General features: G+C 53.9%; 1 protein-coding gene. It reads right to left on the bottom strand.

Translation table 11 applies throughout. The features are described 5' to 3' along the window. On the bottom strand, window positions 1-551 hold a 551-nt coding region (gene tssI, locus QTN94_RS20375; RefSeq protein WP_331428687.1), incomplete at both ends, for a type VI secretion system tip protein TssI/VgrG.

Below are 551 nucleotides of genomic sequence, written 5' to 3'. Positions count from 1 at the left end.
AAAGTGACCATGCCGTATTGGCTGCCCGCCCAACCTTGAGAGACTCGCACCCAACACGAACGATGTTCAGGGTTTCTCTCTTCGCGATCCCAGTGGAAATGGACTTTCACGCGACCATGTTCGTCACAGAAGATTTCTTCTCCCTCAGGGCCGACGACCGTCGCGATCATTGGGCCGTCAACGGTTGGTTTGGTCTCGGGCTGCGCTTGCCAATTGAGATGAGCTGGGATGGCTTGCCATTGGTTGGCGTAAGTCGTCTTGCCTTGAGTGCCCTCTTCCTCGAGGGCTTGAGCCTGTTCGCCTTGGTGATTGACTTGAACCAGCAGCCAAGGGCGATTAAAGGATGTGTTGAGGTGGTCACTCAAGGTAAATTTATACCCTGAACGGAGCAAAAATTCGTTGCTTTTGCCTTTGGCTAACTGGGCGTCACGGCGCAGATAACTCAAGCGAGTGCGGGTGAAGGCGATGCCATTTGGGTCACCTTTATAGCGACCTGGCGCATCAAAGTGCACGTAAGTGGGTTGTTGGTAATCCATCTCCGTGCCGTGAGC

The organism is Vibrio sp. M250220, from assembly GCF_036533795.1.
Taxonomy (GTDB): Bacteria; Pseudomonadota; Gammaproteobacteria; order Enterobacterales; family Vibrionaceae; genus Vibrio.
Note: the sequence above shows the minus strand (reverse complement) of the source record. Positions and strands in the feature narration are given on the sequence as shown.